This window comes from Hymenobacter agri, from assembly GCF_054778495.1.
This window is the reverse complement of sequence record NZ_BAAGZM010000135.1, coordinates 1-8,741: the sequence shown is the minus strand read 5'-3', so window position 1 is coordinate 8,741 and position 8,741 is coordinate 1. Positions and strand designations below refer to the sequence as shown.

Annotated in this window: 5 protein-coding genes and 1 pseudogene; all 6 read left to right on the top strand. The window is 62.5% G+C overall.

What is annotated here, in order from left to right; translation table 11 throughout:
• Positions 1 to 231: pseudogene (locus ACYVDE_RS09160) on the top strand (hypothetical protein); the annotation flags it as partial.
• Positions 232 to 326: 95 nt separating this feature from the next.
• Positions 327 to 1,331 carry a prolipoprotein diacylglyceryl transferase gene (gene lgt / locus ACYVDE_RS09155; protein WP_460501186.1) on the top strand — a complete coding sequence of 335 codons (1,005 nt, stop codon included), beginning with the start codon at positions 327 to 329 and terminating at the stop codon, positions 1,329 to 1,331.
• Between the two features lie 119 nt (positions 1,332 to 1,450).
• The gene (eno, locus tag ACYVDE_RS09150; protein ID WP_460501185.1) at positions 1,451 to 2,722 is read left to right on the top strand and encodes a phosphopyruvate hydratase; all 1,272 of its coding nucleotides are present in this window, start codon (positions 1,451 to 1,453) and stop codon (positions 2,720 to 2,722) included.
• A 206-nt stretch (positions 2,723 to 2,928) separates the two neighbouring features.
• A complete protein-coding gene (locus ACYVDE_RS09145; RefSeq protein ID WP_460501184.1) occupies positions 2,929 to 4,011 on the top strand; it encodes a CARDB domain-containing protein in 1,083 nt (360 codons plus the stop codon).
• Positions 4,012 to 4,059: 48 nt separating this feature from the next.
• Positions 4,060 to 4,374: an FtsB family cell division protein gene (locus ACYVDE_RS09140; RefSeq protein WP_460501183.1), complete on the top strand. Its 315-nt coding sequence runs from the start codon at positions 4,060 to 4,062 to the stop codon at positions 4,372 to 4,374.
• Between the two features lie 110 nt (positions 4,375 to 4,484).
• Positions 4,485 to 8,519 carry a CARDB domain-containing protein gene (locus ACYVDE_RS09135; RefSeq protein WP_460501182.1) on the top strand — a complete coding sequence of 1,345 codons (4,035 nt, stop codon included), beginning with the start codon at positions 4,485 to 4,487 and terminating at the stop codon, positions 8,517 to 8,519.
• The last annotated feature ends 222 nt before the right edge of the window (positions 8,520 to 8,741 follow it).

The window sequence follows — 8,741 nt, the reverse complement described above, 5'->3', positions numbered from 1 at the left end:
CTGCTGCGCCAGCTGCGCCGCCAGCCGGTGCCGTCGCCCAAGCCCTACTTCTATAACCGGGTACAGGCCCGGCTGGCTGCCGAAACCGCCCAAACCTGGTTGCCGGGTTGGGTGCGCCGGCCCGCCTACGCGCTGCTGCTCGGTGCACTCGTGCTGGCTTTGAGCGGCGACGATGCCACGCTGGCTGCGGCTGCCGCGCCGGCGGCTACCCACTTGCCCGCGCCGCGCTGACTGCGCCTGATTTTCTGAACCTCCGCCTCTTTTCCGCATCCCGACAGCAAGCCGGGGGTGGAGTACCTTTGGCCCACTATTTCATTTTTGCCCGTATGTCGCCACTTCTCGCCGCTGTTTTCTGGAACGTTAATCCCATTATCGCCCATCTAGGGCCGGTCACGCTGCGCTGGTACGGGCTGTTTTTCATGTTGCCCTTCGTGGTGGGCACGTTCGTGCTCACGCACATCTACCGCTCCGAGCGGGTGTCGCCGCAGTGGGTCGACGTGATTACGATTTACATGCTCATCGGCACCATCGTGGGCGCGCGGCTGGGGCACATGCTATTTTATGATTACGAGGCCCTGATGGCCGACCCCATGGTGGTGTTCAAAATCTGGCAGGGCGGGCTGGCCAGCCACGGCGCCACCATCGGCATCTTGTTCGCCTGCTGGCTGTTTGCCCGCAACAACAAGTTCGATTACCTGTGGGTGCTCGACCGCATCGTGATTGTGGTGGCGCTGGGCGGCGCCTGCATCCGCACCGGCAATTTGATGAACTCCGAAATCGTGGGCAAGCCCACCGACGTGCCGTGGGCTTTCGTGTTCCCGCGCGATACTGAGCACCTGAAGGAGTTCACGCCCGGCCAGCCCGTGCCGGCCGGCTCTTATGCCGTGCAGCGCGTGGTCAACCCCGAAAACCCGGCCGAGCCCACCGTGACCGCCCAGCCCGTGAACGGCTCCGTGCCGGTGGCTACGCGCGTGGCCGTGCCGCGCCACCCCACCCAGATTTACGAGGCGCTGTTCTGCATTTTCCTGCTCGCGCTGCTGTACTCGATGTGGAATCGCACCAAGGAGCGGACGCCGCGCGGGCAGCTGTTTGGGCTGTTTGTGGTGCTGCTGTTCACGCAGCGCTTTCTGGGCGAATTCCTGAAGGAAAACCAAGTTGATTTCGAGAACGGTCACCTCTTCAACCAGGGCCAGCTGCTGAGCATTCCGCTGATTTTTATTGGCCTGTGGGTGCTGTGGCGGGCCGGCAAAGACCCCGAAAACCCCTACGGCTACGCCCCGCGCGACCTCGGCAAAGCCGGCGATGCGCCCGCCCCGGCCCCGGTGGTTTAGCCTGCCCCGCGCACACGTTTGCCGGGAGAATCGCACGTAAAAATGCCAGCAAAAGGCCCCGAATCCCGCCCAATTCGCGTAGGTTTGTGGCTCATTCAACTGATTAACACCGAAACGCTATGAGCTTCATTTCGCAAATTCACGCTCGCCAGATTTTTGATTCGCGCGGTAACCCGACCGTTGAAGTAGACGTGACGCTCGACTCGGGCGTGGTGGGCCGCGCCGCCGTGCCCTCGGGCGCCAGCACCGGCAAGCACGAAGCCGTAGAGCTGCGCGACGACGACAAGTCCATGTACATGGGCAAGGGCGTGCTGAAGGCCGTGGAGAACGTGAACAGCAAAATTGCCGAGGAGCTGGTGGGCTTTTCGGTGTACGAGCAGGCCCTGCTCGACAAGATTATGCTGGAGATGGACGGCACCCCCAACAAGGCTAACCTGGGTGCCAACGCCATTCTGGGCGTGAGCCTGGCCGCCGCCCGCGCCGCCGCGCAGGATGCCGGCATGCCGCTCTACCGCTACATCGGTGGCGTGGGCGCCAGCACGCTGCCCGTGCCCATGATGAACATTCTGAACGGCGGCTCGCACGCCGACAACTCGATTGACTTCCAGGAGTTCATGATTATGCCTACGGGCGCGTCGTCGTTCAGCGAGGCGCTGCGCTGGGGCACCGAGATTTTCCACCACCTGAAAAACGTGCTCAAGAAGCAGGGCTTCAGCACCAACGTGGGCGACGAGGGCGGCTTTGCGCCGAACATCAAGTCGAATGAGGACGCCATCAAAATCGTGTTGCAGGCCATCGAAACAGCCGGCTACCGCCCCGGTGAGGATGTGTTCATTGCCATGGACGCGGCCGTGTCGGAGTTCTACGAAGATGGCGTGTACCACTTCAAGAAAAGCACCGGCGACAAGCTGACCTCGTCGCAGATGGTGGACTACTGGGCCGACTGGATTAAGAAGTACCCCATCATCAGCCTCGAAGACGGCATGGATGAGGACGACTGGACCGGCTGGAAGGCCCTGACCGACCGCGTGGGCAAGCAAACCCAGCTGGTGGGTGACGACCTGTTCGTGACGAATGTGGACCGCCTGCAGCGCGGCATCGACGAGAACATCGCCAACGCCATCCTCATCAAGGTGAATCAGATTGGCACCCTGACGGAAACTATCAACGCCGTGAACCTGGGCCGCCGCAACGGCTACAAATCGGTGATGAGCCACCGCTCGGGTGAAACCGAAGACAGCACCATCGCCGACCTGGCCGTGGCCCTGAACACCGGCCAGATTAAGACCGGCTCGGCCTCGCGCTCCGACCGCATGGCTAAGTATAACCAATTGCTGCGCATTGAGGAAGAGCTGGGCGAAATCGCCTACTTCCCCGGCAAGAAAATGTAAACAGAATCGCGCTGCGTTTTCCGGCGTAAAGTCCACCCAATGCGTGTTGGGTGGACTTTTTTTTTAGCATTGTCACCAGTAGCAAAACGCTAAAAAGTGGAATGTTGAAACTGGTGTTATATTTTTGAATCAGAAATAGTTGCCGGGGCAATAGTCGGTAGGTCCGACGCCCTTCCCAACTGCCCGGCAATCGTCGTCTACTCCCGATGAAACAAATTGTTACCCGCGCGCTGCTGCTGCTGCTGGGGTGGCTGCCACTGCTGGCTGCCGCCCAGCCCAAGCCCGACTTAGTGATAGTGGCCCCGTTCAACCTGCCCGCCAGCGTGCTGCCGGGGGGCAGCTACGCCATGTCGGCCGTCATTAAAAATCAGGGAGCCGGGGGCTCGCAGTTCAACTGCATCGGTTTTTATTTATCGGCCGATGCCAGCTGGGATGCCACCGATGCGTACCTGGGTGCCAGCTGCCAAAGCCTGCTGTTCACCGGGCAGTCGGGCACGTGCACCATCATGGCCCCCATTCCGGCCCTAACGCCCGTGGGCAACCGGTACCTGCTGCTGGTGGCCGACCCCCTGAATGCCGAGCAGGAGTCGGACGAAACCAACAACGTGCTCAGCTTTGCCGTGACGGTGGCCGGCGGGGCCATTCCTTCGCTGCCCGATTTGGAGTTGTGGCGGCCGTCCATCTCGTTTGCTGCGGTACCGCCCGGGGGGAGCACCGGCGCTTTCACATTCATCTTCAACCGGGGCGCGGGCACTGTGGCGAACTACGAAATCGGCTGCTACCTTTCAGCCGATTCGGTGTTCAGCGCCAGTACGGACGTATTTCTGGGGCTGGCAACGGGTAGTGGCCTGATGACGTCCGGCGGCACCATCCACTCGTTTCCCCTGCTCACCGTGCCCGCCGCTACGGTTCCCGGCAATTACTATCTGGTGCTGATGGCCGACCCCCGCAACGTCATCACCGAATCGAACGAAAACAATAACTCCCGGGCTTTTCCCCTGCGGGTAACCGGGTTGGCCACGGCCGTGGCCAACCCGGCCGGCGCGACCCCCGACCTGTACCCCAATCCGGCGCCCCGGGGCAGCTCCATTCGTCTGGGGCTGGCCGGGAACAACGGCTCACGTCTGGAAATGGCCTGCTACGATGCCATGGGCCGCCTAGTGGCGCACCAGTGGGGGAGTGGCGGCAGCGCGGCAGTGTTTGATGCCAGCCAGCTGCCGGCGGGGGTTTACCAGCTGCATATCAGCGGGGGCGGGCTGCACACGGCGCAACGCCTCCAAATACAATAGCTCTGCGAGTATGCGCCCGAACCCCTTATCATTCTTATCTTTATCCCGATGAATCTACCTTCCTTTGTAATGCCGGTATTGCGCGTGGTGCGCAGCTTTTATTTTCTCACCGGCATGGGCTTCCTGGTGTGGATGCTGGTGTTCGACGCCAACGATTTGGGCAAGCAGGTCGACATCTATCGCAAGTGGCAGGAACTGCGCAGTGAGAAACAGTACTACCTCGACAACATTGAGGTAGTGAAAAAAGACCGCGCCGAGCTGATGAGCTCGCCGGCCCTGCTCGAAAAATTTGCCCGCGAGAAGTACCTCATGAAGCGCCCCGGCGAGGACGTGTTTGTACTGGTGCCCGCCACTACCGAGTAGCATTGGGTGGGCACCAAGGGTGCCATAAGCCACCCTGCGCCGGAGCGTAACGCTGCACGGGCGGGGCTACTCCATTATCGATTCTTTTCCACTTTTCTCTTTCATTTTTTATGAAGCAAAATTACTTTTCAGGCCAGCTGCGCGCAGCTGGGCCGTGGGCCTGCATGTGGCTGCTGCTACTGATGGGCGTAGCGGCGCCGGCGCGGCTACAGGCCCAAACTTACCAGCTGCCCACGTCGGGCGCGACCACCATTACCACCTGCGCGGGTACGCTGTATGACAACGGTGGGCCCACCGGCGTATACTCGCCCAACGCCAATGGTAGCACCACCATTGTACCGGCTACGGCCGGCAACAAGGTGCGCCTGCAGTTCAACACGATTGCCGTGGAGTCGTACTACGACCACCTGTACGTGTACGACGGCACCAGCACCTCGGCGCCGCTGATTGGTAGCTACGATTCTTATAACCAGCCGGGTACGCTGTATGGTACCACCGCTTCGGGCGCGCTCACGGTGCGCCTCACGTCGGATGGCATCGGGCAATACGACGGGTTTGCCGCCACCATTGGCTGCGTAACTACTATTCCGCCGCAGGCCCAGGCCGACCTCACGATGCAGGGCGCGCAGCTGTCGCCCACGAGCACGCTGCCCGGCGGCAGCATCTACGCCACCAGTTCGGTGTATAACCTGTCGGGGGCGGTGGCCAACAGCAGCAATGTGGGCTATTACCTCTCGACCAACCAGACGCTTGATGCCAGCGACGTACTGTTGGGCAACACCTACGGCTACGCCTTGAGCGTGGGACAGTACTCGTACCACTCGACCAGCCTGACGGTGCCGGTCGGCACGGCGGCGGGCACTTACTACGTGCTGTTCGTGGCTGACTACCAGAACCAGGTAGCGGAGAGCAACGAAACCAACAACGTGAGTGCGCTGAGCCTGACTGTAACGCCACCCGGCATCGACCTGGTCATTCAGCAGCCCAGCATTTCGCCCACCAACCCCGCCCCGGGGATGGCCCTGAACATGAGCTGCTACATCAATAACCTGGGCAACTCGGTGGCCCCGAGCAGCAGCGTGGGCTTCTACCTGTCGAACGATGCCACGCTGGACGCAGCCGACCAGCTGCTGACCTCGCAGTACGGTAGCCAGCTGTACGTGAACTATCCGTCGCAGCGCTACGGCACGGCCGCCGTGCCCAATAACCTGGCGCCGGGCACGTACTACATCCTGTTTGTGGCCGACTACCAGAATCAGGTGACGGAAACCAACGAAACCAATAACGTGAGTGCCGTGAGCTTCACGGTGAATCCGCCCGGCATCGACCTGGTGATTCAGCAGGCCCAGCTATACCCCACCAGCACAGTAGCCGGCAATTCGGTGTCGGCCAGCTGCAATATCTACAACCAGGGCAACGTGACGGCCGGCAGCAGCACGGTGGGCTTCTATCTGTCGACGAACACGACCTTCGATGCCAGCGACGTGCTGCTAAACACCAGCACCGGCTACTCGCTGCCGGCCTACCAATACAACTCGCGCTACGTGAACCCGGTAATTCCGGCGGGCACGGCGCCTGGCAACTACTACGTGCTGTTTGTGGCCGACCCGGCCAATGCCGTGGGCGAAGTGAACGAAACCAACAACGTGAGCAGCGTGGCCCTGACGGTGCAGGCAGCCACCATCGACCTGACCAATTCCAGCGTGTATCTGTCGACAACGTCGGCGGCGGCCGGCGGTAGCGTGCAGGCCAGCAGCTACCTCAACAACCAAGGCAACACGCTGGCCTCGCCGGCTACGGTGGGCTACTACCTTTCTACCAACGCGACGCTCGATGCCAGCGACGTGCTGCTTGCCAACACCACCGGCACCGTGTATGGCGGTAGCTATAGCTCGCGCTACACCACGCTCACCGTGCCCGCCGGTACGGCGGTGGGCAGCTATTACGTGCTGTTCGTGGCCGATTACCTCAACCAACTGGCCGAAACCAACGAAACCAACAACGTAGCCGCCACGCCGCTGCAAGTAGTGCCGCCCACTGTCGACCTGATTACCTCGCAGGCGTATCTGTCGCCCAATGTGACGGTGCCCGGCGGGCTTATCAATACCAGCTGCTACATCCAGAACCAAGGCAACAGCGCGGCCAGCAGCAGCAACATCGGCTACTACCTTTCCACGAACACCATCTTCGATGCTAGCGACGTGCTGCTGCTCAACTCGCCCGGCACGACCCTGGCGGGTGGGGGATACCTCTCGCGCTACAACAGCCTGACCGTGCCGACCGGTACGGCGGTGGGCAACTATTACGTGCTGTTTGTGGCCGACCCCACCAACGTGGTGGCCGAAACCAACGAAACGAATAACGTGACCAGCTACTCCCTGCAGGTAGTGGCGCCCGTAGTCGATTTGTTCACTTCGCAGCCCTACCTCTCGCCCAGCGTGAGCGCCGCTGGCAATACCATCGGCACGAGCTGCTACATTCAGAACCAGGGCAACAGCGCGGCCAGCAGCAGCGACGTGGGCTACTACCTCTCCACGAACACGACCCTCGACGCCAGCGACGTGCTGTTGCTCAGCTCGCCCGGGGCGGTCCTGGCAGGTGGGGGCTATGCTTCACGCTACAACAACCTCACGATTCCGGCGGGCACGGCGGCCGGCAGCTACTATGTGCTGTTTGTGGCCGACCCGGCCAACACGGTGAGCGAAGTAAACGAAACCAACAACGTGAGCTACGCGCCGCTGCTGCTGCTGGCACCCGGGGTCGACCTCACGCCTCAGCAGCCCCAGCTGTTTGCCACCAACGCCACGCCGGGCTTTGGTATTCAGGCCAGCTGCAACATTCAGAACAGCGGCACCAGCACGGCGCCCAGCAGCTCGGTGGGCTACTACCTTTCGGCCGACCAGGCGCTCGATGCCAACGACGTGCTGCTGACCACCGTTACGGGGGGCGCCCTGGCCTCGGGCCAGTACGCCCAGCGGGCAGCCACGCTGGTGGTGCCCACCGGCACGGCGGCGGGCAGCTACTACGTGCTGTTTGTGGCCGACCCGGCCAATGCCGTGAGCGAAACCAACGAAACCAACAACGTAACCAGCCTGCCGCTGACCGTGAACCCGCCCTTCAGCGGCAACGTGGTGCCTCTGGCCGGCACGGCTACCATCACCTCGTGCTCAACTTCGGTATACGACAACGGGGGGCTGAGCAACTACGCCGATAATTCCAACGGCTCGCTCACCATTCTGCCCGGCACTACCGGGTCGATGGTGCAGCTCACCTTTACATCGTTCGAAACCGAGTCCGGCTACGACTTCGTGAGTATTTACGACGGTACCAGCGCCAACGCCACGTTGCTGGGCACGTATTCGGGCTTCCTGAATGGCCAACTGCCGCTGCCCCTTACGGCCACCAACGCGGCTGGGGCGCTCACGGTGGTGTTTAGCAGCGATGGCTACGTCAACGCGCCGGGCTTTGCCGCCACGGTGAGCTGCGTGAGCGCGCCGCAACCCGACCTGCTGCTGACGCAAATTGGTGCTTCGCCGTCGACCGTGCCCGCCGGCAACAACGTGGCCCTGACGGCCACCGTGGCCAACCAGGGGGGCGGCGCGGCCAGCGCTTCTTCGGTAGGCTTCTACCTCTCCACCGACCAGGTGCTGAGCACCAACGATGTGCTGCTGGGCACTGCCACTGGCGGCGCCCTAGGCCTGAGCGCCACCGCCAACCGCCCGCTCACGGCCCGTGTGCCTGCTAACACGACGCCTGGCAGCTACTATATCATCTTCGCGGCCGACCCCACCAATGCCGTGCCCGAAACCAACGAGACGAACAACACTGCCGCCCTGCGCTTCACCGTGACGCAAGGCACGGCCACGCGCGACGAAACTGCCGGCTACACTGTGGCCGTGGCCCCCAACCCGGTAGCCAGCGGCCAGCCATTGCGGGTGCAGCTCGATGGTAACGGCTCGCGCGGCGCGGCTGTCGTGGAGCTATACAACGCCCTCGGCCAGCGCGTGCAAACGCAGTCCTTCACGCTCGTGCCCGGCCGGTCCAACCGTGCCGATATCGCCACCGACGGCCTGGCCAGCGGGGTGTACACCCTGCGCCTCACCGGAGCCGGCCTGAGCGTGACGCGCCGCGTGCTCGTCGATTAACCCCGGCCATCGGCCGGTAATGCCCGCGGGGGCGGCGAGAATGGCATCAGGCCAGACTCGCCGCCCCCGCTTACTTTTAGGCATGGCTAACCGTTTTTACCGCGTATTACTTGGCTTGATGGGCCTGACTTGGCTGCTGCTGCCAGGCGGGCTATTGGCTGGCCGCAGCCCGCAGCCGGCGCCCCCGCGCAACACGCAGGTGCAGGCAACGCGTCAATTTCT

Bases quoted from the DNA above. Each gene is read 5' to 3' on its own strand.
- lgt (WP_460501186.1), top strand. From the start codon at position 327: ATGTCGCCACTTCTCGCCGCTGTTTTCTGGAACGTTAATCCCATTATC.
- eno (WP_460501185.1), top strand. From the start codon at position 1,451: ATGAGCTTCATTTCGCAAATTCACGCTCGCCAGATTTTTGATTCGCGC.
- ACYVDE_RS09145 (WP_460501184.1), top strand. From the start codon at position 2,929: ATGAAACAAATTGTTACCCGCGCGCTGCTGCTGCTGCTGGGGTGGCTG.
- ACYVDE_RS09140 (WP_460501183.1), top strand. From the start codon at position 4,060: ATGAATCTACCTTCCTTTGTAATGCCGGTATTGCGCGTGGTGCGCAGC.
- ACYVDE_RS09135 (WP_460501182.1), top strand. From the start codon at position 4,485: ATGAAGCAAAATTACTTTTCAGGCCAGCTGCGCGCAGCTGGGCCGTGG.